Source organism: Caulobacter sp. 17J80-11, assembly GCF_014349105.1.
In the GTDB taxonomy this organism is placed as follows: Bacteria; Pseudomonadota; Alphaproteobacteria; order Caulobacterales; family Caulobacteraceae; genus 17J80-11.
In genome coordinates this window covers 126,599-152,425 of record NZ_JACSJI010000008.1, presented here as the reverse complement: position 1 = coordinate 152,425, position 25,827 = coordinate 126,599, and the positions used below count along the sequence as shown (strand labels likewise).

The window sequence follows — 25,827 nt, the reverse complement described above, 5'->3', positions numbered from 1 at the left end:
GGAGAATTTTCGGGCGGCCGGCGGGAGAGGATTAGCTGGAGCGGCGGGGGAGGGCAAGCGCACCTGAACCTTCTCCCAGAGGGAGAAGGAGGGGCCCGCGCGTCAGCGCGGGAGGATGAGGGGTTGCGGACCGCGGGGGCCTTGGCGCCAGGTCCTGAGCCCTCCCGCATCCCTCACCCTCCCGCGCGGCTGCGCCGCGCGGGCCCCTCCCTCTCCGGACCGGGAGAGGGAACCAGAGCGCCGCCCCCGTCAGTTCTCAGCGGTTCGTTCCCGCAAGCTTCGCTGAACCGCCCTCGAGGGAGGCCCGTCATGATCCGTGCCGCGTCCCTGTTGCTCGCCCCTGGCCTGGCTTTGGCGCTGGCCGGCGCCGCCGCGGCCGCCGACGATCCCAAGCCGGCCCCGGGCGAGCCGGACCTCGCCGCCGTGCGCGCGTCGGCCGAGAAGTACCGCGACGTGAACCAGGCGCTGGCCGACGGCTATGTGCGCGACCCGATGAACACCTGCGAGACGGCCCAGATGATGGGCCTGCCGGGCGAGCAGGGGGCTATGGGGGTCCACTACTTCCGCCCCGACCTGCTGGGGGTCACCGCCCCGCCCAATCCGCGGGTGAGCGGCACGGGCACCCACACCGACTTCCTCAAGCCCGGCGTGCTGATCTACGAGCCGCAGGCGGACGGGACGCTGGCCCTGGTCGCGCTGGAGAACCTGGTGTTCGAGAAGGCCTGGACCGCGGCCGGCCACAAGACGCCGCCCAGCTTCCACGGCGTCGCCTACGAGCACATGGTCGACGACCCCAAGACCCCGGTCGACGAAGCCCACATGTTCGAGCCGCACTACGACAAGCACGTGTGGATCTGGCGCGAGAACCCCAACGGCGTGTTCGCCCCCTTCAACCCGAAGGTCACCTGCTTCCACCACGGGGCCCAGGCCAAGGCGGTCCCGACCGCGGAAGCCGCGCCGGCCGTGACCCCCGAACAGGCGGCCGTGCACAAGGCGATGGGGCACTAGCGGGCGATCAGGCGCCGCGCGCGTGGCGGCGCCGCAAGACGCTCGTAGTCCGCGGCGCGCTCGGCCGCGGGGCCGGCCATGACCGGCGTCCTTGTCCACGCGGCCGCTCGGCTCGACCGGTCCGTGCGGCTTCGCTAAGGTTGCGCCACCGGACGCACGCCACAGGGCTCGGCGTCGGGAGAGCGGTACGGGGGAGTGTTGTGAGCGCGCAATTCTGGCGTCCTCTCGCCTACGAGCTCGTGGCGGTGGGGCTGATCGCCCTGTTGTTCGGCCGGATCGGCCCGTTCGACACCTTCTCGGAAATGGGGGCGGGGGAACGCCACCTCTACTGGTTCGGCGTGCTTCTCTTCGGCTGGGCGCAGGTCGCCCTCGTGCGCGAACTGCTGCGCAGGGCCGCCCTGCTTCAGGAACGGCCCGTGGCGGGCACGATCACGAGCGCGCTCGCAGCCGCGGCGCCGACCGTGTTCGTGGTCGCCTGGGCCGAGACGTTGGTGCGGGGGAAGGGGCCGTTCACGCCTCAGGACCTGGCGATCCTGTACGGGAACGTCGCCGTGGTGACGCTCGGGCTGGCGGCGGTGGTGGAGCTGGCGCGGCGCCGCCGCGTCGGCCGCGCCTCCGCGCCCGCGGCGGGCGACGCCCGGGGCGACGATGCGGATCTGCGGCGCTTCCTCGACCGGCTGCCCCGCCGCCTCGGGCGCCAGATTCTGACGGTGGAGGCGGAGGACCATTACCTGCGCGTCCACACCACGTTCGGCTCCGACCTGGTGCTTCTCAGCATGTCCAGGGCGATGGAGGAACTCGCCTGCCTCGACGGCATGCGCGTGCACCGCTCCTGGTGGGTGGCCCGGGAGGCGGTGGCGGGGTGGGAGCGCGACGGCGATCGCCTGCTGCTGGCCTTGCGCGACGGGCGCAAGATCCCGGTCAGCCGCAGTTACGCTCTGGTGGTCCGCAACGCGGGGTGGCTTCCCGAGGCGGCCTGAGCCGCCTTCGACAGGGGGGGCGCGAACGGCGTTCACGCATTGGGACTGGCGTCGGCGAAGTCAGGGCGGCGCGGCGCGGCGAAGCGCTCTAGCGGCGAGGTCTCCAATCACCCGCCTCGCCGGCGCTTTCCCCGGAGCCCTAGCTTGAGACCTTCCGCCCTGATCGGCGCAGCCTGCGCCCTTGTCCTGACCTCGACCGCCGTCGCGCAGACACCGCCCCCCGCCGCGGCGCCCGGTGCGCCGGGAACGGCCGCCGCGCCGCCCGCGGCCCGTCCGCCCGCGCCGCCGGCCGCTCCCTACGGCGCGCCGCTCAGCTACGAGCAGGCCGAGCGCGTCATGGCCGCGGCGATCGCGGAGGCGCGTCGGCGCAACCTGCAGCTCACCATCTCCATCGTGGAGCCGACCGGCGAACCCGTCGCCTTCGTGCGCATGACCGGCGCCGGCTACGGCTCGGCCGACGTGGCGGTGGCCAAGGCGCGCAGCTCGGCCCGCTTCGGTCGCGAGACGCGCGTTCTGGAAGAAGCCCTCGCCGCCGGCCGCCTTTGGCCGCTCGCGGTCGACGGTCTGATCCCGGTCGAGGGCGGCGTGCCCATCGTCGTGGACGGCCGCACCGTCGGCGCCATCGGCGTCAGCGGCGCCTCCGCCCAGGCCGACGGCGAGGTGGCCCGCGCCGCGGAGGCCGCGGCGGGCTGAGCCCGACCGCGTGGAATTCAGAGCTGACATGCCAATGAAGTACCTACGTGGCGCGCTCTCTGCCGCCGCCGTGCTCGCCTGCGCCTTCCCCGCCTATGCCCAGCGCGCCGAAGAGAATCCCGTGGTGGGCGCCGGCGACGCCTTCGGACGCAGCATCGGCGCGGAGCGGATAGGCCTCTACAACGACCAGGAGGTCCGCGGCTTCAGCCCGATCCAGGCCGGAAACGTGCGTCTGGACGGGCTCTACTACGACCACCAGGGCGGCACGATCTCCACCCGGCTGGTGCAGGGCAGCACGGTGCGCGTCGGCCTGACGGCGCAGGGCTACCTCTTTCCCGCGCCGACCGGCGTGGTCGACTACGCCTTGCGCGGCGGCGGACCGAGCCAAACCCTCAGCGTGAACCTGATCGCCGGGCCGTACGAAGGCTGGGGGAGCGAGGTGGACGGCGACCTTCCGATCGGCGGCGGGCTGTCCGTCAACTTCGGGCTTGGTTACCGCCATAACGAGATCGCGCCTGGCGATGTCGGCGACACGTTCGGCCGCACGGCAGGCTTGACCTGGCGCGGGGAACGGAACGCGCAGGTGCGTGTCTTCTGGTCCGCTCTGGACATTTCCGGCGACAACGCCACGCCGGTCCTGCTGCCGTCCGCCGCAGGCCTGCCGACGGCGGAGCCCATCCACTTCTACGGCCAGAACTGGGCGATCAATGAAGCGGGTCTCGTGAGTTTGGGGCTCCTCGCGGCGGTCGACCCGGCGCCGGGCTGGCGCGTACGCGCCGGACTGTTCCGCTCCGAGGTCGACCAGGAACGAAACTTCGCCGACCTGTTCCGAAACGTCGGCCGGGAGAATTTTGGAGATCGCGTCATCGTCGCGAACGCGGACCAACAGGCCGGCTCGACTTCCGGCGAGGTCCGCGTGTCCAGAACGTTCGACGAAGGTCCGCGCCGACATGTCGTTCACGCCAGTTTGCGCGGCCGCTCGGTGGTCAGCCTTCGTGGCGGAGCCTCTGTCGCCTCGTTCGGCATGGCCGAAGTCGGCGTCCCGGCCGCCTTGCCCGAGCCCGACTATCAGTTCGGCCCACGCACCCGTGACGAGCTGGACCAGTATTCTCCCGGCCTGGCTTATGACGGGTTCTGGCGCGGGCTGGGCGAAGCCAACCTGGGCGTCCAGCGGACCGTCTACTCCAAAACGGTGACCCGACCCGGCGCGGCTCCGACCACGGCGCAGGAGGCGGCCTGGCTCTACAACGTCGGCGCGGCCTGGCGCGCCACCCCGCGTCTGTCGGTCTACGGCAGTTACACGGAAGGGCTCGAGGAAAGCGGCGTCGCGCCCGACAACGCGACGAACCGCGGTGAAGTTCTCGCACCCATCCGCACCCGCCAACGGGACGTGGGCCTGAGGTACGCCATCCGCGAGGACCTTCGGGTCGTGGCCGGCGTTTTCGAGGTCGAAAAGCCCTATGTCGCGCTCGGCGTCTCCAACCAGTTCGGGGAGATCGGCGTCGTGCGTCACCGCGGGCTGGAGTTGTCCGTCGCGGGGCCGCTCGCGCCGGGTCTGAATCTCGTGGCCGGCGCGGTGCTGATGGATCCCGAAGTCACCGGGGAGGCGGTGCAGGCCGGCCTCGTCGGACCGGACCCGATCGGGCAGACGGATCGGGTTCTGCGGCTCAATCTCGACTATCGTCCCGGCGACGGGCCCTGGTCCGTCGACTTCGGCGTGGCCCATTCGGGTGAGCGCGCGGCGCGAGTGGACAATCGTGTGTACATCCCCGCACGCACCACCGCCGACGTCGGGGCGCGATATCGCTTCCGTATCGGCGAGGCCCGGGCCGCGCTGCGCCTGAGCGTGACCAACGTGACGGACGAGTACGGCTGGAACGTCAACGGCGGCGGCGCGCTGTTTCCGATGTTTCCACGTCGCTACACCGCGGCCCTGGTGACCGACTTCTGATCGAGCGAGCGGAGATCCGACCGGACCGGCGTCGCGGACCCCCTCGCCGCGGGGGCCGCGCGCCTAGGTCCGGCGGATCAGGCTGGGGCGGACCGGGTCGGTCACCGGGTGCAAGCCGGCCCGACGCAGGCGCTCGATCATGGCCCGTCGCCCGGGTGAACCGGGGCGAGGGCATCGGTGTCAGCGGCGATGTATGCAGCCATCGCGGCCTCCCGGTCTGCGGCATGTGCGTCCGGGACGTATCATCTCGCGATACTTCGGTCGTGCGTCACCGCAGCGGCGGCAGCGCGTCCTGCACGGTCTTGAGCACGCCCTTCAGCTCGTCGCGGGCGGGGACCTCGCCGTTGGCGCCGACGAAATAGAAGAAAGCGTCGCGGCCGGGGAACAGGGCGAGGTAGGAGAAGAACGTCCCGTCCGAGCCGCCGTGGCCGGCGCGCAGGGTCCGGCCCTGGTCGTCCAGGCGGAAGAACAGGCCGTAGCCCTCGCGCACGTCGACGGTCTCGCCCGGCGCGTGCGGGGAGAGCACCAGGGCGCGCACGGCTTCGGGCTGGGCCATGAGGCCGTGGTAGAAGCGCTGCATGTCGGCCGCCGAGGCCTGCAGCCCGCCGTTGCCCTTCAGGTTCCAGTCGGCCCCGTTCAGCGCGGCGATCTGGTCGGAGATCAGCGGCTGGCGCCGGTCGTTCAGATAGCCGGTCGCGAAGTCGGACCGCGGGCGGCCCGGGAAGGTCCAGCCGGTGCGGGTCATGCCGAACGGGCGCCAGACGTGCTCGCGCAGATAGCTTTCCCAGTCCTGGCCGGCGGCGGTCTCGACCGCCGCGGCGGTGATGCTGAGGCCGAGGTTCGAATAGAGCGAGACGCCCGGCGGCTGCCTGAGCGGCTTGGCCATGCAGGTCGACAGCAGTTCGGCGCGGGTGCGCCGGTCGAAGTCCTCGCCGCAATAGTCGTCTAGCCCGGCCGTATGGGTCATCAGCTGGTCCAGCGTGGCCGAGGCCGCCGGCTCGGCCGCGCCGGGCAGGTAGGTCCGCACCGGCGCGTTCAGGTCGAGCTTCCCTTCGGCGGCCAACTGGCTGGCGGCCAGGGCGGTGAAGGTCTTGGTGATCGAGCCGATCTGGGCGGTGGTGTCGGCGGTGAAGGGGACCTTCGCCTCACGGTCCGCGTAACCGTAGCCGGCCTTCAGCACGGTCTTTCCGCCCATCTCGACCACCACCGCGCCGCCGAAGCCGCGGGTCTGCGCGGCCTCGGTCAGGCGCGCGTCGATGGCCGCGGCCACGGGGCCGTCCAGGATCTCCACCGTGCGCGGCGCGGCGGCGTGGGCGGCCGGGGCGAAGGCGAGCGCGGCCAGCGCGCACAGCAGGATATTCATGGATTCCCTCCGCGGGGAGGGTTGTCGCAGTCGGGCGGCCGTGTCGAGCGGCTTGGCTTAGCGCTTCACCTCGCTCGCCGCGGCGAAGACCAGCCCGCCGACGAGGCCGGCGATGAGCAGGACGTTGATCACGCCCTGTTCGGTCTCGCGCTCGCTGAAGGGCGCGACCAGGCGCGCCTGGTCGGAATAGCGGATCAGCCGCGCGCCGTCCTTGACCAGCTCCATGACGACTTCGGGATCGTCGCCGAAGGCCGGCACGGGGAAGTAGCGGGCCGTCACGACGTCGCCGTCGCGCAGGCCGGCGCGACGCAGCGCGTCGGGGCAGGTCTGGTAGGCCGGCCCGCGGCGCGGCACGAGGGGGTGGCAGAGCAGGCGGACCTGCCGGCCGGAGGCGGCGGTCACGGCCATCACCCCGGTCGAGCTCGTCTCGTAACGCAGCGCGCCCCGCACGCTCGCCAGCTCGGAATACGCGGGCACCGACCAGGGCCGCGGAAGCAGCAGCATCACCAGCCAGACGACGACGCCGAGCAGGAACACGCCCACGGCCCCCACGACGACGGTCGTACCCTTCATCTTGATCGCCACGCCGTTCCTCACGCCTACGCGGCGCCGCTCTAGCGTGACTGTAGCCGGGGCGGGGCGTGGCGAACCGCCGCAGGGCGGTCCGCCGCCGCCTCGCGGCCTTACGCCTGCGGCGGCATGGCCGACATGTCCATGTACATCAGCTCCCAGACGTGGCCGTCGGGGTCCTGGAAGCTGGCCCCGTGCATCGGGCCCATGTCGAAGGTCGGCATCCACGGCCTGGCGCCGGCGGCCAGCGCCTTGGCCAGGGTGTCGTCGACCTCCTCGCGGCTGGCGCAGGACAGGCAGGTCAGCACTTCGGTGGTCTTGTGCGCGTCGCTGATCGGCTGGGTGAGGAAGCCTTCGAACTTGGCGTGGGTCAGCAGCATGACGAAGATGTTCTGGTCCACCACCATGCAGGCGGCGGTGTCGTCGGTGAACTGCGGGTTGTTGGTGAAGCCGATCGCTTCGAAGAAGGCCATCGAGGCCTTCAGGTCCTTCACCGGCAGGTTGACGAAGATCATGCGCATGGGAGGGGCTCCTTGGGTTCTGGCGAAGGACGAATGAAGCGGCGTGGGGCCGACAGTTCAGGTTCAAATATCTTCGCTACTCAGGGGCGGGAAGGGCGGGAGGCGCACTTCCTCAGATCTCCCCCCTTGGGGGGAGCAGGCGGCGAAGCCGCCGTGGGGGCCTCCAGCCTGACTCGACGGCGGCCCTGGACGCTCGGGTGTTTGCAGCGGAGGCCGCGCACTCCGCTGGAGGCCCCCACGCCGCTGCGCGGCGGCTCCCCCAAGGGGGGAGATCTCGTCCGCGCGGAACGCGGCCGGCCCGGCGCCGTTCACGCCCCATGGAGCTGAGCGAAGCGGACCGGCTCTGTCTGGCCGAGGCCGAGAGCCACGGACGTCTGGTCGCCCCGATCGTGCGCGCGGGGCGGGAAGTGCCCGACGGCGTCGCCCTGAAGCGGCACCTGGACGGCATGGTCCGGCGCGGGCTGCTGGCCGACGCGGGCAAGAGCGGCTCGGAGGCCAGGGTGCTGGCGGTGGCCTACGAGGCGACGGAAGCCGGGCTGGAGCTGATGCGCGCGGTCGAGGTGCGCGACCAGGCCATGCAGATGCTCGCCCAGTGCAGGGGCGCGCTCGCCGCCGGCGGCTCGTGCGAGTACCGGCTGTCGGAAATCCGCGAGTTGCTGCAGGGGCCGCGCTGGTGGGCGCTGGTCAAGGCGGCGGAGCCGTCGCGGCGGCACTGAGCGGCGCCGTCCGCATGCTGGCCAGCTGGGCCTCCATGGGCGCCTGGTTCTCGCGCACCGTGCCGCCGGTGGGCCGGTCGATGTCGAGGATCAGCAGCAGCACCAGGGCCAGCAGGGCCAGGAACACCCCGCCCGACAGCCGCCCGCGACGGCCCACCAGCACGTAGCCGAGGATGGCGGCGGTCACCACCACATAGACGTAGAGCACGGCGTAAACCGGGGCCGGCACCTTGGCCCGGCGCGAGGCCTTGCGCGCGGCGTCCAGGTCGACGAGGTCGTTGGCGTTGTTCACCAGCGGCACGACCAGGCCCGCCTCGCGCGCGGCGGGGATCGCGCGGGCGACGGCGGCCCAGTAGTCGGCCAGCAGCCGGTCGCTGGCGGCCAGCAGGGGCTTGTTAGCGGGCGGCGCGGTCCGGGCCAGGGCGATGCGGTTTTCGGCGTAGCGCACCAGCACGGACTGGATCTCGCCGCGGTGCGGCTCGGCCAGCAGGCCGGCGCGCAGCCAGGCGGTGCCGACCGCGTTGGCCTCGTCGATCACCAGGCCGCGGCGGGTGTCGTAGCGGCTGATCGCCTGCGAGAAGGTGAAGCCCAGCAGCAGGGCCAGCAGGCCGAGCACGGCGGACACCACATAGCCGCCGTGCGCCTCGTCGCTCGGCTCGGGCGCGGGCCAGTCGCGCATCCGACGGCCGGCGAGCCCGGCGACGGTCATGCTGAAGAGCAGGATCCCGCCGATCAGCAGGATGGACGCCGACCCCAGCCAGGCGTCGAACGCGGCCATGCGTGAGCTCCCTTGCGCCGGAGCGTCAGCATAGCGACCGCGCCATCGCGGCGAAGGCGGGGGAATCTACGGAATAGATCTCCCCCCGCCCGCGGGGACAGCTGGCCTCAGCCGCTGACCAGGCTGTGGATATTGCCGTCCGGGTCCTTGAACCAGGCGACCCGCACGCCGGCGGCGACGTGGACGTCGCCCTCGCGCACGGTGTCGGGCAGGTCGTCGTAGTGTTCGAACCGGACGCCGCGGGCGGCCAGGCCGGCGACCAGGGCGTCGAGCCGCTCGCCGCAGGGCCAGGTGACGGTGGTGGCCTGGTTGGTCCCGGCGTAGGCGGAGGCGTAGACGAACAGCTTCCCCCCGCCGGGGGCGTAGGCGATCACGCCCTGGTCGGGGCCGCCGTCGACCGGCCTAAGGCCCAGCACGTCCTCGTAGAACTTCGCGGCCGCCGCCAGGTCGCGGACCGCCACGGTGGCGACGGGGGTCAGGTCGGAGAGCATGGGGGAGGTCTCCTTCAGCTCTGAACTTTCCTTCTCCCCCTGCGGGAGAAGGTGGCCGGCGGAGCCGGTCGGATGAGGGGTGCAGGCGCGACGTTCGAACCGTCTCGCGCCTCCACGCGCCTTATCCGGACGCCACGGCGCCGGCACCCCTCATCCGGGTTGCTCCGCAACCCACCTTCTCCCGCAAGGGGAGAAGGGAAGGACTAGCCGCCGACCTGCTCGCGCATCTTCTGTTCGCGGGCGATCAGCTCGGGCGTCAGGGCCTCGCCGAAGTCGGCGGGGTCGAACAGCTGGCGGATTTCCAGTTCGCCCTTCTGGCCGGTGGGGTTGGGGCACTGCTTCATCCACTCGATCACTTCGTCGAGCGAGCCCGCCTCCAGCATCCAGAAGCCGGCCACCGTGTTGTTGAGCGGGAAGGGGCCCTTTTCGGCCGTGCGCGTCGCGCCGTCGAAGCGCACGCGCGCGCCGGCGCTGGTCGGGTGCATGCCTTCGCCGTCCCTCATCAGGCCTGCGGCCACCAGCTTCTCGTTGAAGCTCATCATCTCGGCCATTTCCTGCTCGGTCGGCATGACGCCGGCTTCGGTGTCGGCGTTGGCCTTCACAAAGACGATGAAGCGCATCGGTTCGTCCTCCTCGGGTGCGTTCGAGAGAATGACGCACGGACGCGGCCGGGTCCGACAGGGGCGGGGAAATTTTTTATCTCGTCATCCCGGCCGCAGGCCCGCGCGGCGGGCCGGAGAGCCGGGACCCAGTAAGCTCGCCCCCGAGGCTGCGAACCCGCGCTGCAACACCCGCGGCGCTTGCTGGGTCCCGGCTCTCCGCTGCGCTTCGCTCCGCTGCGGCCGGGATGACGGGCTGAGTTCAGGCGTTCGCCGATCCCGACACCGCCACCCCCGGCAGGGCGTAGCCGCCGTCGATCATCGCCTGCTTGGGCCAGTAGGTGCGCGCCATCAGGATGAACGGCCCGCTGGGCGCCGGCAGCCAGTTGGACGCCTTGTCGGGGCCGGGCGACCTGGCCTGGACGTAGACGTCGGTCGTGCCGTCGGGGTTCTGCTTCAGCTTGTCCCGGGCGCTGATCGTGAAACGGTTCAGCGGGTTGGCCACGAAGAAGTACTGCGGGTCGTACATGGTGATCGACCAGAAGCCGTTGACCGGCGGCAGGCCGTCCTTCGGGAAGCGAATGACGTAGTTGTTGATCGAGGCGTCGAACGCCTGGTTGTTCGCGTCGACCTTGGCGGTCGGATAGATCGCGTCCTGCGGCAGGTTCGCGCCAAGCCCCGCCTGGGCGATGAAGGCGCGCTGCAGGTAGTCGGTCCCGTACTGGCCGGTGGGCGAAGCGAAGGTCCAGCCGTTCACCTCCTTGCCGGCCTTGGGCAGGTGCTCGGAGATCCGCTTCAGCGCCGCGGCCTTGGCCTGGTCGGCGGTGGCGGCGTCCAGCCTGGCGGCGTCGAAGGCCTGGCCGGGGACGATGCCGATCTTCGCCAGCCGGGCCACCATGGGCGCGTCGGCGGCGGCCGGCGGGTTGGTCTTCAGCAGCTCGGCCATGCGCTGGAAGAAGGCCTGGCCGCTCAGGCTCTCCACCTGGGTGCGCGGCGGGGTCTTCATGTCCACGCTCGTGTCCACCACGCCCGCGGGCGGGGCGTAGGGCTGGCCCCAGGCGCTGAGCGGGACCAGTTTCAGCTGGTCCTGGATCTTGTGCACCTCGGCGTAGTCCTGCGGCGTGCCGCTGGAATAGGTGCGGCCCAGGATCCAGACCATGTCGGTGGGCGACTTGTACTGGGTCACCCCGGCCGGGACGGCCCCCGACCAGGCCGGGCCGGAGATCAGATAGCTCTGCGGCCCCGTCCCGGTGGTGCGCTTGCCCGGCGACTGGAACACGTTGGTCCAGCCGTCCAGCATGGGCATCAGGAAGTAGCGGCCGTGCTCGTCGGGGATCTGCAGGATCACCGGCTCGCGCCCGACGTCCAGCCAGGCGGACGAGTAGAGGGTGTCGGCGTTGGGCGCCGTGACGTCGCGGAAGCTCGCGTCCGGATAGGTGCGCATGTTGGCGAACTGGCCCGCCGGCGCGCGGCTGGTCTCGGCGGCGGCGACGTTGGTCATCACCCGGCGCGTGGTGTCCATGGTCACCAGCGGATAGCCGTAGACGTAGGCGTCGGTCGCGTCGGTCAGCAGGGGCGCGGCCGTCTTCTCGCCGGGGCCGGTGGTCTCCTTCGGCTTGCAGGCCGCGGCGCCGAGCGCCAGCAGGGCGGCGCCGCCGGCCAGCACGGTTCGGCGGGGCGGGGTGGGGGAGCGGGTCATGGGAGCCTCCACGCGCGCGGGCGGCGCTGCGGGAGACGGTGCGTCCGCGGACGGCGGCCGGGCAATCAGGCCAGCCCCCTAGGCGGGCGCGGAGTTTGCCGGAGGCTAGAGGGTGTGGAGGTCGATGAAGGGTTTGACTTCGGGTTTGCGGAACAGCTCGATCAGGCCGTCGAAGCAGGCTTGGAACGCGACCTGGGCGACGAATTCGAACAGGATTTCGGCCATGCGCGAGCCCCCCTCTGAACTGCAGGTGGGGGCGGGGCGGGAACAGTCAAGGTTGGGGGGCGCGTCCTATCCTTCTCCCCTTGCGGGAGAAGGTGGCCGGCGGAGCCGGCCGGATGAGGGGTGTCAGCGCCGGCGCGTCAGGATGAGAAGCGGGGGCGCGCCGGACGGATCAGGCGGCCCGCAGGCACCCCTCATCCGACGCGCTCCGCGCGCCACCTTCTCCCGCAAGGGGAGAAGGGGAGTCGATCAGCGCCCGAACATCCCGCGTTCGCGTTCGATCTGCTCGCGGCTGTAGGCCGGGGCCTTTTCGTCGAAGCGGCCGCTCCAGCCGGCCTCGCGGTAGGCGCGGCCGCGTTCGGCGGCGTCGACGCCGTGGTGGCGGCTCATGATGCCCTCGACCGTGGGGACGGCGTCGTCGGCCACGCGGATGGAGACCAGCGCGCCGCCGCGGCGCACGCCCTCGGCGTAGACGTGGGCTTCCTCCTCGGTGTGGCCGGCGTGGGTCAGGGCGCCGATCAGGCCGCCGGCCGCGCCGCCGACCGCCGCGCCCGCCACCGCGCCCAGCGCCGTGGTCGCCAGCCAGCCGGCCGCCACCGCCGGGCCGATGCCGGGAAGGGCCAGCATGCCCAGTCCCGCCAGCAGGCCCGCGCCGCCGCCCAGCACCGCGCCCGCGCCGGCGCCCATCACCGCGTCGTCGGCGGCGTCGGCGTGCTTGCCCTCGGTCCCGCGCGCTTCGCGGTCCAGCGGCGAGAACGACTTCTTCTCGGCGTGGCGGCCTTCGACGTTGTTGGCCACCAGGCTGATCATGTTCGGGTCGAAGTCGGCCTGCTCCAGGGCCCGCACGGCGGCGAGGGCGTCCTTGTAGTCGTCGAACAGGCGGGTGACGGTGCGGGTCATGGGAACTCTCCTGGCTACGCGCGTGCGTAAAAGGAGGAGAGGCGGGGCGGGGTTCCGTGGCCGCGGGGCGAGCGAGTTCCAATCCAACCGTCATCCCGGACGCGCGCGTCAGCGCGCGGGAGAGCCGGGACCCAGCCAGCGCGCCGCTCGTTGCAGCGCGCGCGCAGCGTTCAGGTCGAGCTTGCTGGGTCCCGGCTCTCCGCTGCGCTTCGCTCCGCTGCGGCCGGGATGACGTGTGTTTAAACCCCCAACCTCTTCGCCACCTCTTCCCCGATCGCCAGGGACGCCGTCAGGCCGGGGCTCTCGATGCCGAACAGGGCGACCAGGCCGGGCACGCTCGTGTCCAGGTCGAAGTCGGGCTGGGCTTGGCCTGGGCCATGGATCTTGGGGCGCACGCCGGCGTAGTCGGGGGTCAGCGCCCCGTCCGGCAGGGCCGGCCAGAAGCGGCGCACATAGGCGTAGAAGCCCTCGGCCCGGGCCGGATCGACGTCGTAGTCGGGGTGGTCGACGTATTCGAGGTCCGGCCCGAAGTGGGCCCGGCCGCCCAGGTCGCGCTTGTAGTGCACGCCCAGCGCGCCGGGGATCGGCGGCGGATAGACCAGGCGCTGGAACGGCGCCGGGCCGCTGAGCGCGAAATAGGTGCCCTTGCCGTAGTGCGCGGGCGGGATGCGGTCGGCCGGAAAGCCCTCGACGTGGGCGGCGCAGCCCTGCGCGTCCAGGCCCGGCGCCAGCACCAGGTACCGGCAGGTCAGCTCGGCCGGCTCGGCCCCGCCGGCGCGCACGCGAAAGCCGCCGTCGGCGAGCGGCGTGGCGGCCTCGAACGGCGCGGCGAAGGCGATGGCCCCGCCGGCGGCCTCGATCTCGCCCTGCAGGGCCAGCATGTAGCCGTGGCTGTCGAAGACGCCGGTCTCTTCCGAGAGCAGGGCTTCCACCGCGTTGACCTGAGGTTCGAGGGCGCGGGCCTGTTCGCCGGTCAGGCGGCGCACGCCCTCGACGCCGTTCGCGGCCGCCTGGGCCTCGATGGCGTCCAGCCGCGCGACCTCGGCTTCGTCGGTGGCCACCACCAGCTTGCCGCAGCGCTCGTAGGGGACGCCGTGCTGTTCGAGGAAGGCGTAGAGCGCGCGCCGGCCCTCGACGCACAGGCGGGCCTTCAGCGAGCCGGTCGGATAGTACAGCCCGGCGTGGATCACCTCGGAATTGCGCGAGGACACGCCCGAGCCGATCAGCCGCTCCTTCTCCAGCACGATCACCGAAAGGCCGCGGCGGGAGAGGGCGTAGGCGCAGGCCAGGCCGACGGCGCCTGCCCCCACCACGATCGCGTCGACGTCGAACATGCGCCGAGCGTGGCCGGTGGGGTGGCGGAGATCAAGGGGCGGCTCGGGGCCGCGGCGGCGGTGCGACCCCTCATCCTCCCGCGCAGCCCTGCGCGTACCGCTCCGGGGCGCGGGCTCCGTCCTTCTCCCTCAAGGGGAGAAGCGGCGCTCACTCCCCCGGCAGGTCCGCCGCCGCGTCGACCATGTGGGCGGCCATGCGGGCGGCGGCGTCGGGGCGCAGGCGTTCCAGGGCGGCGAAGGCGGCGATCTGGGCGCGGCAGTATTCCGGGCGGGGCAGGCGGCGGATGTCGGGGTTGGGCGGCACCCCGGCCTGGGCGCGCAGCTCGCGGTAGGCGGCCTCGTAGAAGGCCTGGTCGCTGGCCCCGGCGCGGGCGCGGCGGACCGGCTCCAGCCGGCCGGCGGCGGCGGCCTGCATCACCGCCAGCCGGTAGCGGCGCCAGGCGTGCTCGACGTCCGGCGAGGTGAGGTCCCGGCGGTCGGGCGTGTCGGCGCAGGGCCCGACGTTGTCGTTCAGGGCGGCGACGTAGACCCCGGCCATGGCCCGCTGCTGGGCCATCAGCTTTTCGACCGGCGCCTGCATCATCAGCTGCGGCTCTTCCCAGGGCAGGCGGTCGGCCGCGACCAGGGTCGAGACCACCGCCCGGTCCAGGTCCGGGGTCTGCTCCAGCGCCCGGGCCAGCAGGCGCGGGCCCTCGTCGGGGAAGGCCTGGTCGAGCGCGCGCCAGTAGCTGGCGGCGGGGCCCTGCTCGCGCAGCTGGTCGTAGAGCGCGTCGACGTCCGGGGCCTGGGCGGCGGCGGGGGCGGCGACGAGCGCGGCGGCGATACAGAAGGCGAGCGATCGACGCATGAGGGACTCCGGACCGGCTGACCGCGTGTAACCCGGACGCCGGCGAACGGGCTCCTTCTCCCTCAAGGGGAGAAGGGGGCAGGCTCAGCTCACAGCAGCAGCTTCACCGCCTCCTTGAGGATCTCGGTGGCCGGCACCTCGATCAGCGCCACGGGCGCGAACGGCACGATCGCGGCGGCCGCCAGGCGCAGCAGGTCGGTGCGGCTGAACGGGGTGACGCGCAGCCGCCCGGCGGTGGCGACGGTGGAGGAGAGGTCGATGACGGCGGAGAAGTCCGGCGTCTCGAGCGGGTCGGGCATCTCGTGGGGCGGGGTGTCCAGCCACTTGGCCTCGAAGCGGCGCAGCTGGCGCTCGGACAGGGCCGAATAGGCCAGCTGGCCGTCGCGGCGCGCCTCCAGCAGCCGCCGCGAGAAGAAGGTCAGCGGGAAGGCCGCCATGACCACCAGGGCCAGCGCGATGACCACGGCGGTGGCGACCGAGAAGGTCGGGTCCTGGAACGGCGGGCGGCGCTCCAGCACCACCGAGGCGAGGGCCCCGGCCGGCGCGACGGTCAGGGCGAACACGGCCGGCTGAAGCCCGCGCAGGCCCACCGCCAGGAAGCCCAGCCCCGCCGCCAGGTCCGGATGCCCGGGGGCCAGCTTCAGGTTCAGCCGCGAGGTGCGCCACAGATAGCTCCACCACAGCATCACCCGCCAGGCGAAGGTCAGCACCACGTAGTAGTAGATCGGCAGGGCCACGACCGCGTGCCACACCGCCGCCGGCGAGGGCCCGCCGTCGGGGGCCAGCCGCCAGGCCAGGTGCGCGCTGCCGGCCAGCTCGCGCTCGAACGAGACGGCGGCGATCACCGCGGCGGCCAGGGCGACGGCCAGGGACAGCAGCTGCACCAGGCGGGAGTCGCGCAGGCGCAGCAGTTGGTCCAGCTGCTGGCTGTAGCGGTTGCGCTGGTCCGGCGCGATCAGGTCGGCGCGCAGGAAGTGGCGCGCGACCTCGGCCATGCGCGGATTGACCAGGGTCGGGGCCAGGATCAGCAGCGGCAGCGAGATCAGGAGCCGCCCGTGCGGGCCCGGGTCGCTGAGAAAGGCGTCCAGCCGGCCCGCCCGCGCCGCCAGCAGGGCCACCGGCAGCCAGGCGATCGCCGCCGCGACGGCGGCGAGCAGCAGGTGCCGGCGCGGTTCGGCCCGCCTGGGCAGCGGGGCGGTGTGGCTGAACAGGGGAAAGTCGCGCTCGCGCTCCATCGCCCAGCAACCGCCGCCGGGGCGGCCGGGGTTCCGGAGGATGCGGCGTACGCGCCCTAGCGGTAGATCGCCACCCGGCCGTCGGGGCGGCGGATGGCGAGCGTCGCGCCGGCGGCGTCGATCGCGAAGGCCAGCCGCTCAGGCCGGGCGATGCGGCCGAGGTCGACGACGCGCTCGGCCGATCCGGCCGGGGCGGCAAGCGGAACCAGGCGCACGCGCATGGCGGCGGCCTCGCCCTGGAGCGGGCCGGTTTCCAGCACCGCCAGGCGCCCCCCGTCGGCCGACAGCCGCCAGGCCTTCGTCGTCCAGCCCTTGTTCGCGGGGACCTCGCCGACCAGGCGGCGGCCCGGCGCGCGCCACACGCTCAGGGCGCCGGCGCGGGCGCAGACCACGGCCAGCTCGCCCTTGGCCGGAACGGCGCGGCCGCCTAGCGCGCAGGCGCCGTCGGCCTCGCCGTAGCGGTCGCTGACCTTGCCGGTCGAGACGTCCCAGACCAGGGTGCGGCCCTCGAGCTCGCCGCCGAAGGCCGAGCCGTCGCGGCTGAAGGCGCGCCAGCGGGGAGGCGTCGCGAAGCCCGGCTCGGCCCACAGCAGGGTGCGCGGATAGCGCATGAAGTAGAGGTTGCGCCCGTCGGCGTCGGCACTGTCGCGGGCCCAGGCCACCGCGGTCAGGCTGTCGTCGACGGCCGAGACGTAGAGGTCGTGGTTGTAGCCGGCCTCGGGGATCCACAGGCTGTAGAGCATCTCGCCCTTGCGCTTGGGGCTCATGGCGCGGACCGCGCGCGCGTCGTTCAGGCTGGAGGCCTCCAGGCCCGAGCCGTTGCTGCGGAACGGGTCGGCGTGCGGATTGTCGGCCACGGTCGTGCGGATGTTGCGCGCCGCGTAGGTGGCCACGCCGTTGTCGAAGCGCAGAAGCCGGACCGTGCCCTTGGCGGTGGACTGGGCCAGCAGGCGCGCGGGCAGGCCGGCGCCGGCGGCCAGCGCGTCGGCCCCGCCCTCGACCACGACGGTCGACTGGCCGTTGCGGGTGTCGAACAGCTCCACGGACCTGGCGCCGGCCACCGCCACCTTGGTCCCGTCGGGGCTGAGCGCCAGGGCGTCGCCGGCGCAGCGGCGGGCGAAGGTTTGCGCCAGCCGCCCGCTGGTCAGGGCGGCCTTGTCGAAGGCGCGCGGGCACGCGTCGGTCTTGATAAGGACGGCCGGCTTCGCGCCCTCGATCCCCCCGTCGCAGCCGGCCAGCAGCGCCGCGGCGCCGAGCGCCAGCGCGGTGGAAAACTCGCGCATGTCGGACGTCCCCACGGACCTGCGCCGACTCCCGGGCGCGGCCCCACTAGACCGCGCGCGCGGGCGGGGCGCAACGGGGGCGGGGTCGTCCTCGCCCTCAGGGCGAGGGGGACCACCCGCAGGGTGGTGGAGTGGGTGTCCGGTCGCGCGTCGCGTGGCGGCGCCCCTCTCCACCATGCTTCGGTCCCCCTCTCCCTCGGGAGAGGAAGGCGCCGCGCCTACGGCCGCGCGATCACCGCCAGCGTGCAGCGCGACACGCAGACCAGCTTGCCGGCCTCGTCGGTCAGCCGGATCGACCAGATCTGGGTGGTGCGGCCCAGGTTGTCGGGGCGGGCCTCGCCGTAGACCCATTTGCCCGAGGTCACCGGGCGCACGTGGTTGGCGTTGATCTCCATGCCCACGCAGGCGAAGCGCTCGGGATCGAGCGTGTAGTAGCCGGCCGCCGAGGCCAGGGTCTCGGCGAAGGCCACCGAGGCGCCGCCGTGCAGCACGCCGGCGTACTGGCGGGTGCGTTCGTCCACCGGCATGCGGCCCTTGACCCAGTCGGGGCCGGCCTCGGTGAACTCGATGCCCAGCGCCTCGACCAGGGTGCCGGGCGAGAGCGACTGGACGCCGTCGAGCGGGAAGTCGCCCGCATGCCAGATGGACAAGGAAAGCTCTCCGGGTGTGCTGGCGCCGGATACGGCGGCGCTTGCGGGAGATGGCGCGCCGGGCGGCGGAAGGGAAGGGGGCGGTGATGTCCGCTTTGGGTGGTGAGCGGACATCACCTGTGCCAGCTTTGCTGGCTTGGCGAGACTGAGCCGCGGCGCACGGAGCTGGATTAGGATTATGTCGGCCTTCCGGCTCCCCAAGCAAAAGCTCGGTCCCGTCGATCCGGTCCTGGTTCGCCGTAACCGGATCATGATGTGGGCCAGATTTCCGGTGCTCGCCGCCGCTCTTGGCGCGGCTTATCTCGTCGACTCTTTCTGGCCGGCGCTCGCTGCGCTCGCCCTTTGGTATCTAGTTTGGCTGTTCTGGGTGGGCGGCGTGGGACGCTACTAGCCGCCTTGGCGGAAATGTCCGCTTTGGGTCGAAAGCGGACATCCGCAGCCGAGGCCAAGCCTTACGCACGCCGGGTCGCGGGCGGGCCGGGGGCGGGCTGCGGTCGGTGATCGCCTTGCGCCGCGATCATGCCGACCCTAACCTTCCCCCTCGGGCGGGGGAGGATTGCGCGTGCGCTTGGTGATGATGACGGCGGTCGGCCTGCTCGCGGCGACGAGCGCGGCGGGCCAGACCCTGGACCAGGCCAAGGTCGTCGCGGACGGGCGAGCGGCGCAATACAGCCTTCAGCGGCAGGGGTTCGGCGGGGTGACCTGCACGCTGACGCCGGATTGGGAAACGACGCTCGGCCAGTCGCGCAGCGACCCGGGCATGACCGGCGCCTTCGAAATCTTCGACCAGTTGAAGTTCACCACGTGGGTGGACGCCGAGGGCGCCGCGGCCGTGGACGGGGTCGACGCCGGGGCGCCGCGGCAAGGCGACGCCGCCGCCGGCATCGAACAGATCTTCCAGGGCGCAGACGACGCCGTCCGCGGCGTCTTCTTCACCTGGAGCATGTTCATGGTGAACTCGCCGTTCCCGCCTTCGGGGGCCGCGGCGACGGTGACGCCGCAGGCGGGCGGATACCGGGTCGCCTACAAGGAGGGCGACGCCGATGTGACCGTCCACCTCGAGCGCAACCTGACCATTTCACGCGTCGAGGTTCGCGCGCCGGCGTACCGCGCGACGATCGAGCCGGTTTTCAGGCCCTCGTCCAAAGGCCTGGTGCTGACCCGCTACGTGGCGGACTACGTGCCGACCGCCGGGCCCGGGGTCACCCACCTGACGGTGGGCGTGGACTATCAGAGCGTGTCGGGCATGCAGATCCCGAGCATGATCGACGTCAGCTCGACCCTGGACGGAGAGCCCTCGAAGCTCAGGGCGTTCTTCAGCGGTTGCCGGATGGCGAAGTAGCAGCTTCGCCTCGTCAGGAACGTAGCTGCTTCCGGGCGTGACGTCCGCTTCGGCGACCGCCGGTCGCCAAGCGGGGCCGTCGCTGCTAGGTGCTGGAGAGCTGCGGATAGCCGGGGCGGCCGAGCCGCCCCCTGTGAATGTCCGCTTTGGGGGGAGCGGACATTCCACTCGCTACCGTCACTGGGCGAGGGGCGACATGGTTCTGCGGATGCTGGTGGCGACTTTGGTGGGGGCTGTTGCAGCAGAGGCTGCGTTTGTGTCCGCTTACGTGCTGATTGCCTGGGTGGAGAGCGGGGGCGGCTTGCGGGAAGTGTTCGGAGGCTTCCACCCCGACACTCTTCTTGCCCTGATCATCCATTTCATCGTTGTTTTCGCAGTCGCGTCCGTCGCCGTTTTCGTGCTGGACCGACTGCGCATCCGCTCCTTCAGGGGCTATTGTGCAGCAGGAGCGCTCCTGCCCCTGCTGATTAGCGCCACCACTTTCGCGCTCACGGTGCACGACGCCTGTCGCATGTCGCGCACATACGAAGCGGACCTGACCTGGGCTTTTCAGTATTGGCTCGGAACGCCGGCGGCGATCTGGCTCACTGTGAGTGCCCTGTCCCTACTGACGGGAATCGTAGCTGCCGCCGTCACGTGGTGCGTTCGCTGGCATCTTGAACGGGGCCCCTCAGAGCCCGCATCTGCCTAGGACGCTTATGCAGTGGGCCCGGCACGAATGTCCGCTTTGGGTCGGAAGCGGACATTCGCGTGGGGCCACTGAGCTGGATGCGATGGGTGACTTTCCACGGCGACCGGCTGTTACGTCCCGAGCACCAAATCGCGCCGTGGTTCTGCGGATTGCTCGGCGGGTGGACGCGCGCCTGCGGCGCGGGCAGGATCAGCGCCGGGCCGGGCCGGGCCGGGCCGGGTCGGGGGACCATCGCCGGTGCTCACCGGGGGGATAGCTTTGAAGACGGTAATGGGTGCGGCGCTCGCCGCCTGCATTGCGCTGGCCCTGCCTTCGGCGGCGCGCGCCGAGGAAAGCTGGTGGTTATGCGCCGCCATCCAGGACGCGGGCTCCGGCGTCAAGGTGAGCATGGGGTTGATGGGGCCGAACTTCAGGCCCACCCGGAAGGCCACCGTGTGGGCGGCCAAGTTTGCAGCCCCGGGGACCACGCAGGCCGACGACGCGACCTTCGAACCCGCCTATCGCAAGTATCTGCTCGCGGCGGGCTATCCGTTGACCGACGCGAACGTGCAATGCGGCCGCCGCCAGACCGAAGCCGAGATCGCCGCCCTGCGCGTGAAGCTCGGCGAGCCCGAATACATCGGCGACAACCGCCCCGGCGCCATCAAGGTGACCTACGACGTCGTGGACGTGGCCTGGAAGCCGGAAGGGCTCGCGCCCCTCGCGGCGGCCGGGCCGGCTCCGCACGCCGCCCCCGCTACGGCGACGGTCGCGAGCCTGGGGGCCCGCTTCGAGGACCTGACGGCGCAGGCCGCCGAGCTGGCCGGGCTGGCGAAGCCCGAAGGCGCCGTCGTCATGGCCGTGGACCCGCCGGCGACGGGCGGACTGAAACGGCTGGACGTGGTCACCGAGATCGCCGGCCAGCCGGTTGCGCGGGCCGCCGACGTCGCGCGCCTAACGGCCCAGATGCGGGTCGGCTACAAGGCCCCGGTCGTCGTCTGGCGCGGCGGCAAGTCGGTCGAACTGGCGATCGCGGTCGCCGCTCCGCCGACGCCGCCTGCGCCGCCTGCGGCCAAGCCTGATGCGCTGGCTCCCGCAGTGCAGGTTGCGGTGGACAAGGCGCGCGAGGCCGTCAAGCTCGCGGAGGCCAAGGTCGCCGCGGCCCGCGAATCCGCCGGCCGGGCCCGCGAAATCGCCGCTCAGGCCGACGAAGCCGCCCGCAAGGCCGAACAGAAGGTGGACGGTTACGGCGTCATCACCGGCCGCATGGGCAAGTTGAAATTCCGCTACGCCGGCCAGATCGAGGGCGGCGTGGCCGCTGGGCTCGGCGTGAGGACCTACTCGAACGGCTATGTCGATCGCGGCCAATTCGTGGCGGGCGATCTCGACGGCCTTGGTGTGCTGTTCCTGACGGGCGATGTCTATTCCGGTGCATTTCGCCGCGGATTGCGGGCGGGGCCGGGGGTCTACGAGTTTTCGGTCGGCACCCGGTGGGAAGGCGTCTGGGCCGAGGACGCCCTGGCCGTCGGCGTCGTCACCACGGCGCCGTCGTCCAGCATCAAGTCGCGCGCTGGCGAATTCTCGGGCAGACAGCTCTCCGGACATGGGATCGTGATCGGCCGCGACGGCGTGCGACGCGAGGGCGCCTTCAGTGCGAACGCGCTGTCTGGGCCGGGGGCGGTCTTCGCCGCGGACGGCACGCTGCTGCAGCAGGGACGCTGGGAGTGGGACCAGCTCGTCGAGCCGATGAGCGCTGGCGCCGGCGAAGCGACCGGGACGCGCTGAAGGAGGGCCGACGCGTCTATCGAAGAGCTTGTGGGCTTGGTCGGCCGCCTCGTGGACGCGCCTGGCCCGGGCTAGCTACCCCGATCGGGGCAGGTAGCGTCGATGTCCGCAATGGGTCGAAAGCGGACATCGAGGATTTTCCGGATCGGGCGCTATCGCGCGAGCGTTCTCGCGCTTTCCCGAACCACGCGATGCGGATCGTCACGCATCGGCCCGAGCAAGCTGCGCCTGTCGGTTCAGCTGGCGAGCTCCTTCACCAGGCGAGGGCGCGCGTCCGCCGGCGGGAGCGCGACGACCAACGGAAGCAGCTCATGCTTCTGTAAAGCGTCGGGGCGGGAAAAGTAGAGATCCAGGACCCAGTCTGCGTCGGCTCCCCTCACGTGCGCTCGAAGGGCGCCGACAATCACGCCACGAAGACTCCAAGCGTGAGCGATGGAAAACGCGCGCGAGAGTTCTTCGGCCAGGAGCTTGGAAGGTCGTTCGCCGCCCCATGCGCCGAGCACGTTGACGGCCCCCGCACGCAGCCCCTCGTGCTTGCTCGCGAGCATTTCCGCCACGTAGGCCCAGGCGTCGCTGTTCGGCTTCGACCGCGCCAGATCGGCGAGGCGGCTGGCGTGCTCGGCCATGGATGGACGGATGTCGGACAGGTGCGTTCCTTTCGCGCCAGCCAAAGGTTTCCCGCGTTTGCGAATGTCCGCGACAGCATACATACCCAGGCGTCGGCGTTTTGGAGGCCTGACATCGCAAGACCACCGACGGCCTCGGTGCGCGCGCCGGCCTGGTTCAGCAATCGTATGACCTGAAGCCGGAGACGCTCGTCAAATCGCCATGATCGGGCGAAGGCCTGGCCAGCCGGCTCGCTTCTGCGCCGCGGCGGTTCGAGCTATGCAGAGGACCTCGGGAGGAGGTCCGCCGCATGGCCAAGCTCATCTACGCGTTGAACGTGTCGCTGGACGGTTACGTCGACCACGACAGGTTCGCGCCCGATCCCGTGCTGTTCCGGCACTTCATCGAGGACATCGGCGGCGTGGCCGGCGTCGTCTACGGCGGGCGCATGTACGGGATCATGCGCTACTGGGACGACGAGCAGCCGGGCTGGGATGAGGCCGAGCGCGAATACGCCGCCGCCTGGCGCAGCCGGCCCAAGTGGGTGGTGTCGCGCGCCCTGACCTCGGTCGGGCCCAACGCCACCCTGGTTTCGGGCGACGTCGAGGCGGCGGTGCGCAAGCTGAAGGCCGAGCTGGACGGCGAGATCGAAATCGCCGGGCCGGGCCTGGCCGGCGCCCTGGCCGACCTGATCGACGAGTATCGTCTGTACCTGCACCCCGTCGTGCTGGGCGGCGGCACGCCGTTCTTCACCGGCCCGCGGCCGCGCCTGCGCCTGACCGCCAGCGAGCGGATCGGCGAGGACGTGATCCGGCTGACCTACGTGCCGGCCTGAGCGCGCGCCCGATGACCACCCGTTCGCGCATCTTCCAGGTCGACGCCTTCGCCACGCGCCGGTTCGCCGGCAATCCGGCGGCGGTGATGCTGTTGGCGGCGTATCCGCCCGACGAGGTGCTGCACGCCCTGGCGGCCGAGAACAATCTGTCGGAGACCGCCTTCCTGGTCCCCGAGGGGCGCGACTATCGCCTGCGCTGGTTCACGCCGCGAGTGGAGGTGCCGCTGTGCGGGCACGCGACGCTGGCCAGCGCGGCGGTGGTGATGGAGCGGCTGGAGCCCGGGCGCGAGGTCGTCGTGTTCCACACGGCCAGCGGGCCGCTGACGGTGAGCCGCGCGGATGGCGGCTATGTGATGGACTTCCCCGCGCGGAGCCTGAAGCCGGTCGAGGCGCCGGAGGGGCTGGCCGCCGCGCTGGGGGTGGAGCCGCTCGAGGTGGTCTGGGACGGGGGCAACTATCTGGCGCGGCTGGCGGCGCCTGCGCAGGTGCGCGCGCTCACGCCGGACCTGGCGACGGTCGCGAAGCTCGATTGCGGCGGCGTGATCGTCACGGCCGAGGACACGGGTGAGGAAGGGGGCGAGCACGACTTCGTCAGCCGCTACTTCGCCCCGGCCAAGGGCGTGCCCGAGGACCCGGTGACCGGCGGCGCGCACTGCGGGCTGGCGCCGTTCTGGGCGGCGCGGCTGGGGCGCACGGAATTCCGCGCCTTCCAGGCCTCGCGCCGGGGCGGCGAGATCGTCTGCCGGCTGAAGGGCGAGCGCGTCGAACTGGAGGGCGCGTGCGTGTTCTACCTGGAAGGCGAGGCGGTGTTCTGAGCCGTCGGCGTGCGGGCCGCATGACAGCGCCGAACAGGCGCGCTAGCCTCACGGAAAATCGGGGGGACGTCACGTGCAGGACACGAGAGCGCTGAAGAGCGCGAAAAGCCTGGAATCCTGGCGCGCCTGGGAGCAGCAGGCCCAGGAGCGGTCCGGATTCTACGCCATCGCAGGGGTTGTCATGCCGCTGCTGATGCTGGTCTTCGTCTTCGCCTGCGTGCTGCTGAAGCTGGCGGTGAGCGACGCCGCGGCCGGCTTCGGCGTCTATCTGGCGGCGGCCTTCGCCCTGATGGCGGTCGCCATGCTGCGGCTGCGGGCCTGGAAGCGGGCCAACCCCTGGACGCCGCCCGCCTGAGGCGCCTCAGCCGCGGTCCAGCACCAGGCGGAACCTGGCCTTGCGCCATTGTCCCGCGCGGATCGCGGCGACCACGAACACCAGGCCCGCGGCCAGGCAGATCGTCAGCGCCACCAGAGAGGCCTCCGGCCCGAAGGCGCCGCCGGTGATCAGCTCCGAGGCGTCGGGCGCGAGCGCGACGTCGAACACGCCCTGGCTCTTGCCGCCGGAGACGGCCGCGCCGTAGATCCCGCCCTGGGTGAAGTTCCAGGCCAGGTGGATGCCGATCGGCAGCCACAGGCTGCGGGTCCAGGCGTAGGCGGCGGCCAGCATGACGCCGGCTTCCAGCGCGACGGCGACGGTGCTCAGGGGCGTCGCGCCGGGATTGCCGGCGTGCATCAGGCCGAAGATCGCCGCCGACAGGACGAGCGCGACCAGGGTGCCGAAGCTCTCCTCCAGCAGGCGGAACAGGACGCCGCGGAACAGCAGCTCCTCGCCCACGGCCGCGACGATCGCCAGCAGCAGGGCGGGCGCGACCGCGCCGAAACCGTTGAAGCCCTGCCAGCTGGCCACGCCCATGGCCGCGAAGACGGCGTAGACGGCGCTGAACAGCAAAAAGCCGATGAGAAGGCCCGCGGCCAGCCAGCCGGGGGCGGGGCGCAGCGCCAGCTCCTTCGGCCAGCGGCCCTCGAAGGCGCGCACCAGCAGGGCGTAGAGGACCGCCAGGCCCAGCGTCACGCCCGCCGTCGCGGCGAAGTCGAGCGCGGGGGCGAGCTGCTTGGCGGCGAACTCGAAGTGGAAGGCCAGGGTGAAGCCCAGGCCCAGCAGCAGGGGAAAGCCCAGGCCGATCAGGCGGACCAGGCCGATGCGGGGCAGGGTGGCGAGGAAGCTGCGTTTGCGGGGTTCGGACATCGGTCGGCCTTGCGGGATGAGGGTCAGGCGTCGGTGCGGGCTTCGGCCAGGCGCTGGCCGAAGGGTTTGCGTTCCAGAGCGGCGATGGCGTCGGCCAGGGTCTGGGACAGGGGCCGCGCCAGCTCGGCGTCGAGGCCGGCGGCGGCCCGGGCGGTGGCGGCCCAGCAGGCCTGCAGCTTCGGCATGAGCGCGCGGGCGGCGGGCGTCAGCCGGATCTCGCGCTGGCGGGCGTCGGCCGGCGAGGGCGTGGAGCTGACCAGCCCGTCGCGGATCATCAGGTTCACGGTCTGGGTGGCGGCCGGCTGGGTGATGCCGGCGGCCTCGGCGATCTGCCCGATCGTGCGCGGCTCCGAGGCGATCAGCGCGCGCATGACCGGCGTGTAGCGCGGCCGCCAGTCCAGGCCCTCCAGGGCGTAGGCGTCAGCCACCGCCCCGTCGAGCAGGTCGAGCAAGTGGCGCAGCTGGGTGCCGAGGCCCTGGGTCATGGGAATTACATAAGTGCTTATACGTCTAGCGTCACGTTAAACTGTCGTAACGGATCAATCCCTCTCCCCTTGCGGGAGAGGGAGGGGCCCGCCGGCCGCAGGCCGGTGGGAGGTTGAGGGGTTGCGCCACGGCGCCGCTCGTGGCGCCCTCGCGCCATGGCCGACCTCCGCACCATGCAGGATCGCACGCGCCATGCGGGGCG

Annotated in this window: 28 protein-coding genes; 12 read left to right on the top strand and 16 right to left on the bottom strand. The window is 72.0% G+C overall.

The features are described 5' to 3' along the window. Positions 1-309: 309 nt before the first annotated feature. From H8B08_RS10585 to H8B08_RS10570, 4 genes are all read left to right on the top strand, one after another. On the top strand, positions 310-1,008 hold the full coding sequence (locus H8B08_RS10585) for a hypothetical protein (RefSeq protein WP_187450160.1): 699 nt from the start codon (positions 310-312) through the stop codon (positions 1,006-1,008). 200 nt (positions 1,009-1,208) lie between these two features. Continuing rightward, positions 1,209-1,988, top strand: coding sequence for a LytTR family DNA-binding domain-containing protein (locus tag H8B08_RS10580; RefSeq protein ID WP_187450159.1), 780 nt, complete (start codon positions 1,209-1,211; stop codon positions 1,986-1,988). Between the two features lie 144 nt (positions 1,989-2,132). After that, complete coding sequence (locus H8B08_RS10575; protein ID WP_187450158.1) at positions 2,133-2,681, top strand: heme-binding protein; 549 nt, start codon at positions 2,133-2,135, stop codon at positions 2,679-2,681. A gap of 34 nt (positions 2,682-2,715) precedes the next feature. Then, positions 2,716-4,632 (top strand): TonB-dependent receptor domain-containing protein, encoded by a 1,917-nt coding sequence (locus tag H8B08_RS10570; RefSeq protein ID WP_187450157.1) that lies wholly within the window; start codon positions 2,716-2,718, stop codon positions 4,630-4,632. 268 nt (positions 4,633-4,900) lie between these two features. Here the strand turns inward: H8B08_RS10570 and H8B08_RS10565 are convergent, their stop codons facing one another. From H8B08_RS10565 to H8B08_RS10555, 3 genes are all read right to left on the bottom strand, one after another. Then, positions 4,901-5,995, bottom strand: a complete 1,095-nt coding sequence (locus H8B08_RS10565) for a serine hydrolase (protein ID WP_187450156.1) — start codon at positions 5,993-5,995, stop codon at positions 4,901-4,903. A 57-nt stretch (positions 5,996-6,052) separates the two neighbouring features. Continuing rightward, positions 6,053-6,580, bottom strand: coding sequence for a hypothetical protein (locus tag H8B08_RS10560; RefSeq protein ID WP_187450155.1), 528 nt, complete (start codon positions 6,578-6,580; stop codon positions 6,053-6,055). 98 nt (positions 6,581-6,678) lie between these two features. Continuing rightward, positions 6,679-7,086, bottom strand: coding sequence for a VOC family protein (locus tag H8B08_RS10555; protein ID WP_187450154.1), 408 nt, complete (start codon positions 7,084-7,086; stop codon positions 6,679-6,681). Between the two features lie 317 nt (positions 7,087-7,403). Between H8B08_RS10555 and H8B08_RS10550 the strand changes: the two genes are divergently transcribed. After that, positions 7,404-7,802 (top strand): hypothetical protein, encoded by a 399-nt coding sequence (locus tag H8B08_RS10550; RefSeq protein WP_187450153.1) that lies wholly within the window; start codon positions 7,404-7,406, stop codon positions 7,800-7,802. Here H8B08_RS10550 and H8B08_RS10545 read toward each other — a convergent pair. From H8B08_RS10545 to H8B08_RS10500, 10 genes are all read right to left on the bottom strand, one after another. After that, the gene (locus H8B08_RS10545; protein ID WP_187450152.1) at positions 7,771-8,580 is read right to left on the bottom strand and encodes a hypothetical protein; all 810 of its coding nucleotides are present in this window, start codon (positions 8,578-8,580) and stop codon (positions 7,771-7,773) included. The genes H8B08_RS10550 and H8B08_RS10545 overlap by 32 nt on opposite strands. A gap of 107 nt (positions 8,581-8,687) precedes the next feature. Next, complete coding sequence (locus tag H8B08_RS10540) at positions 8,688-9,071, bottom strand: VOC family protein (RefSeq protein WP_187450151.1); 384 nt, start codon at positions 9,069-9,071, stop codon at positions 8,688-8,690. Positions 9,072-9,274: 203 nt separating this feature from the next. After that, complete coding sequence (locus H8B08_RS10535) at positions 9,275-9,691, bottom strand: YciI family protein (protein WP_187450150.1); 417 nt, start codon at positions 9,689-9,691, stop codon at positions 9,275-9,277. A gap of 241 nt (positions 9,692-9,932) precedes the next feature. Beyond that, a complete protein-coding gene (locus H8B08_RS10530; RefSeq protein ID WP_187450149.1) occupies positions 9,933-11,369 on the bottom strand; it encodes a DUF1254 domain-containing protein in 1,437 nt (478 codons plus the stop codon). Positions 11,370-11,840: 471 nt separating this feature from the next. Continuing rightward, positions 11,841-12,491 (bottom strand): hypothetical protein, encoded by a 651-nt coding sequence (locus H8B08_RS10525; RefSeq protein WP_187450148.1) that lies wholly within the window; start codon positions 12,489-12,491, stop codon positions 11,841-11,843. A gap of 239 nt (positions 12,492-12,730) precedes the next feature. Next, on the bottom strand, positions 12,731-13,825 hold the full coding sequence (locus H8B08_RS10520) for an NAD(P)/FAD-dependent oxidoreductase (RefSeq protein ID WP_187450147.1): 1,095 nt from the start codon (positions 13,823-13,825) through the stop codon (positions 12,731-12,733). 148 nt (positions 13,826-13,973) lie between these two features. Beyond that, positions 13,974-14,672 (bottom strand): hypothetical protein, encoded by a 699-nt coding sequence (locus H8B08_RS10515; protein ID WP_187450146.1) that lies wholly within the window; start codon positions 14,670-14,672, stop codon positions 13,974-13,976. A gap of 89 nt (positions 14,673-14,761) precedes the next feature. After that, complete coding sequence (locus H8B08_RS10510) at positions 14,762-15,907, bottom strand: hypothetical protein (RefSeq protein ID WP_187450145.1); 1,146 nt, start codon at positions 15,905-15,907, stop codon at positions 14,762-14,764. Between the two features lie 56 nt (positions 15,908-15,963). Then, complete coding sequence (locus tag H8B08_RS10505; protein ID WP_187450144.1) at positions 15,964-17,190, bottom strand: hypothetical protein; 1,227 nt, start codon at positions 17,188-17,190, stop codon at positions 15,964-15,966. 218 nt (positions 17,191-17,408) lie between these two features. Then, on the bottom strand, positions 17,409-17,840 hold the full coding sequence (locus H8B08_RS10500; RefSeq protein WP_222934408.1) for a PaaI family thioesterase: 432 nt from the start codon (positions 17,838-17,840) through the stop codon (positions 17,409-17,411). A gap of 178 nt (positions 17,841-18,018) precedes the next feature. On the opposite strand from H8B08_RS10500, the gene H8B08_RS10495 reads away from it, so the two are divergent. From H8B08_RS10495 to H8B08_RS10480, 4 genes are all read left to right on the top strand, one after another. Further along, positions 18,019-18,231, top strand: coding sequence for a hypothetical protein (locus tag H8B08_RS10495; RefSeq protein WP_187450142.1), 213 nt, complete (start codon positions 18,019-18,021; stop codon positions 18,229-18,231). Positions 18,232-18,402: 171 nt separating this feature from the next. After that, the gene (locus H8B08_RS10490) at positions 18,403-19,182 is read left to right on the top strand and encodes a hypothetical protein (RefSeq protein WP_187450141.1); all 780 of its coding nucleotides are present in this window, start codon (positions 18,403-18,405) and stop codon (positions 19,180-19,182) included. 196 nt (positions 19,183-19,378) lie between these two features. Further along, positions 19,379-19,873: a hypothetical protein gene (locus tag H8B08_RS10485; protein ID WP_187450140.1), complete on the top strand. Its 495-nt coding sequence runs from the start codon at positions 19,379-19,381 to the stop codon at positions 19,871-19,873. Positions 19,874-20,143: 270 nt separating this feature from the next. Then, complete coding sequence (locus H8B08_RS10480) at positions 20,144-21,637, top strand: PDZ domain-containing protein (protein WP_187450139.1); 1,494 nt, start codon at positions 20,144-20,146, stop codon at positions 21,635-21,637. A gap of 236 nt (positions 21,638-21,873) precedes the next feature. Here H8B08_RS10480 and H8B08_RS10475 read toward each other — a convergent pair whose 3' ends face one another. Continuing rightward, the gene (locus H8B08_RS10475) at positions 21,874-22,263 is read right to left on the bottom strand and encodes a hypothetical protein (RefSeq protein ID WP_187450138.1); all 390 of its coding nucleotides are present in this window, start codon (positions 22,261-22,263) and stop codon (positions 21,874-21,876) included. Between the two features lie 290 nt (positions 22,264-22,553). Here H8B08_RS10475 and H8B08_RS10470 point away from each other — a divergent pair, with 290 nt between their 5' ends. The 3 genes from H8B08_RS10470 (at position 22,554) to H8B08_RS10460 (ending at position 24,248) form a co-directional block, all read left to right on the top strand. Then, positions 22,554-23,078 carry a dihydrofolate reductase family protein gene (locus H8B08_RS10470; RefSeq protein ID WP_187450137.1) on the top strand — a complete coding sequence of 175 codons (525 nt, stop codon included), beginning with the start codon at positions 22,554-22,556 and terminating at the stop codon, positions 23,076-23,078. An 11-nt stretch (positions 23,079-23,089) separates the two neighbouring features. Beyond that, positions 23,090-23,893, top strand: coding sequence for a PhzF family phenazine biosynthesis protein (locus tag H8B08_RS10465; RefSeq protein ID WP_187450136.1), 804 nt, complete (start codon positions 23,090-23,092; stop codon positions 23,891-23,893). A gap of 73 nt (positions 23,894-23,966) precedes the next feature. Beyond that, entirely contained in the window at positions 23,967-24,248 is a 282-nt protein-coding gene (locus H8B08_RS10460; RefSeq protein ID WP_187450135.1) for a hypothetical protein, read from the top strand. A gap of 6 nt (positions 24,249-24,254) precedes the next feature. Here H8B08_RS10460 and H8B08_RS10455 read toward each other — a convergent pair whose 3' ends face one another. Continuing rightward, positions 24,255-25,139: a CPBP family intramembrane glutamic endopeptidase gene (locus H8B08_RS10455; protein WP_187450134.1), complete on the bottom strand. Its 885-nt coding sequence runs from the start codon at positions 25,137-25,139 to the stop codon at positions 24,255-24,257. Positions 25,140-25,162: 23 nt separating this feature from the next. Then, positions 25,163-25,624: a MarR family winged helix-turn-helix transcriptional regulator gene (locus H8B08_RS10450; protein ID WP_187450133.1), complete on the bottom strand. Its 462-nt coding sequence runs from the start codon at positions 25,622-25,624 to the stop codon at positions 25,163-25,165. Between the last annotated feature and the right edge of the window lie 203 nt (positions 25,625-25,827).

What these genes read in the sequence shown, in the direction of transcription:
- H8B08_RS10545 (WP_187450152.1), bottom strand. Translation starts at nt 8,580, where the DNA reads ATGGCCGCGTTCGACGCCTGGCTGGGGTCGGCGTCCATCCTGCTGATC.
- H8B08_RS10565 (WP_187450156.1), bottom strand. Translation starts at nt 5,995, where the DNA reads ATGAATATCCTGCTGTGCGCGCTGGCCGCGCTCGCCTTCGCCCCGGCC.
- H8B08_RS10570 (WP_187450157.1), top strand. Translation starts at nt 2,716, where the DNA reads ATGAAGTACCTACGTGGCGCGCTCTCTGCCGCCGCCGTGCTCGCCTGC.
- H8B08_RS10525 (WP_187450148.1), bottom strand. Translation starts at nt 12,491, where the DNA reads ATGACCCGCACCGTCACCCGCCTGTTCGACGACTACAAGGACGCCCTC.
- H8B08_RS10540 (WP_187450151.1), bottom strand. Translation starts at nt 9,071, where the DNA reads ATGCTCTCCGACCTGACCCCCGTCGCCACCGTGGCGGTCCGCGACCTG.
- H8B08_RS10585 (WP_187450160.1), top strand. Translation starts at nt 310, where the DNA reads ATGATCCGTGCCGCGTCCCTGTTGCTCGCCCCTGGCCTGGCTTTGGCG.
- H8B08_RS10550 (WP_187450153.1), top strand. Translation starts at nt 7,404, where the DNA reads ATGGAGCTGAGCGAAGCGGACCGGCTCTGTCTGGCCGAGGCCGAGAGC.
- H8B08_RS10465 (WP_187450136.1), top strand. Translation starts at nt 23,090, where the DNA reads ATGACCACCCGTTCGCGCATCTTCCAGGTCGACGCCTTCGCCACGCGC.
- H8B08_RS10520 (WP_187450147.1), bottom strand. Translation starts at nt 13,825, where the DNA reads ATGTTCGACGTCGACGCGATCGTGGTGGGGGCAGGCGCCGTCGGCCTG.
- H8B08_RS10455 (WP_187450134.1), bottom strand. Translation starts at nt 25,139, where the DNA reads ATGTCCGAACCCCGCAAACGCAGCTTCCTCGCCACCCTGCCCCGCATC.
- H8B08_RS10530 (WP_187450149.1), bottom strand. Translation starts at nt 11,369, where the DNA reads ATGACCCGCTCCCCCACCCCGCCCCGCCGAACCGTGCTGGCCGGCGGC.
- H8B08_RS10450 (WP_187450133.1), bottom strand. Translation starts at nt 25,624, where the DNA reads ATGACCCAGGGCCTCGGCACCCAGCTGCGCCACTTGCTCGACCTGCTC.
- H8B08_RS10495 (WP_187450142.1), top strand. Translation starts at nt 18,019, where the DNA reads ATGTCGGCCTTCCGGCTCCCCAAGCAAAAGCTCGGTCCCGTCGATCCG.
- H8B08_RS10485 (WP_187450140.1), top strand. Translation starts at nt 19,379, where the DNA reads ATGGTTCTGCGGATGCTGGTGGCGACTTTGGTGGGGGCTGTTGCAGCA.
- H8B08_RS10515 (WP_187450146.1), bottom strand. Translation starts at nt 14,672, where the DNA reads ATGCGTCGATCGCTCGCCTTCTGTATCGCCGCCGCGCTCGTCGCCGCC.
- H8B08_RS10475 (WP_187450138.1), bottom strand. Translation starts at nt 22,263, where the DNA reads ATGGCCGAGCACGCCAGCCGCCTCGCCGATCTGGCGCGGTCGAAGCCG.
- H8B08_RS10555 (WP_187450154.1), bottom strand. Translation starts at nt 7,086, where the DNA reads ATGCGCATGATCTTCGTCAACCTGCCGGTGAAGGACCTGAAGGCCTCG.
- H8B08_RS10510 (WP_187450145.1), bottom strand. Translation starts at nt 15,907, where the DNA reads ATGGAGCGCGAGCGCGACTTTCCCCTGTTCAGCCACACCGCCCCGCTG.
- H8B08_RS10480 (WP_187450139.1), top strand. Translation starts at nt 20,144, where the DNA reads ATGGGTGCGGCGCTCGCCGCCTGCATTGCGCTGGCCCTGCCTTCGGCG.
- H8B08_RS10470 (WP_187450137.1), top strand. Translation starts at nt 22,554, where the DNA reads ATGGCCAAGCTCATCTACGCGTTGAACGTGTCGCTGGACGGTTACGTC.
- H8B08_RS10505 (WP_187450144.1), bottom strand. Translation starts at nt 17,190, where the DNA reads ATGCGCGAGTTTTCCACCGCGCTGGCGCTCGGCGCCGCGGCGCTGCTG.
- H8B08_RS10535 (WP_187450150.1), bottom strand. Translation starts at nt 9,691, where the DNA reads ATGCGCTTCATCGTCTTTGTGAAGGCCAACGCCGACACCGAAGCCGGC.